Source organism: Winogradskyella poriferorum (assembly GCF_050618035.1).
GTDB lineage: Bacteria > Bacteroidota > Bacteroidia > Flavobacteriales > Flavobacteriaceae > Winogradskyella > Winogradskyella poriferorum_A.
In genome coordinates this window covers 1-215 of record NZ_JBODPY010000285.1, presented here as the reverse complement: position 1 = coordinate 215, position 215 = coordinate 1, and the positions used below count along the sequence as shown (strand labels likewise).

Here is a 215-nt window from a genome sequence, read left to right as displayed (position 1 = left end):
AAAACAGAAGTTAAACGGGTTAAGGGGGATATTATTAATCGAATAACTAAGCTCTTATATGTTGCTCCAGAATCACTCACAAAAGCAGAATATGTACATTTTTTGAGGTCAGTCCAAATTTCGTTCATGGCTGTAGATGAAGCGCACTGTATTAGTGAATGGGGGCATGATTTTAGACCAGAGTATCGTAATCTGCGTCATATCATCAAGCGAAT

The 215-nt window shown here is 37.7% G+C and carries 1 pseudogene; it reads left to right on the top strand.

The features are described 5' to 3' along the window. Positions 1-215: pseudogene (locus ACRHOC_RS15780) on the top strand (hypothetical protein); the annotation flags it as partial.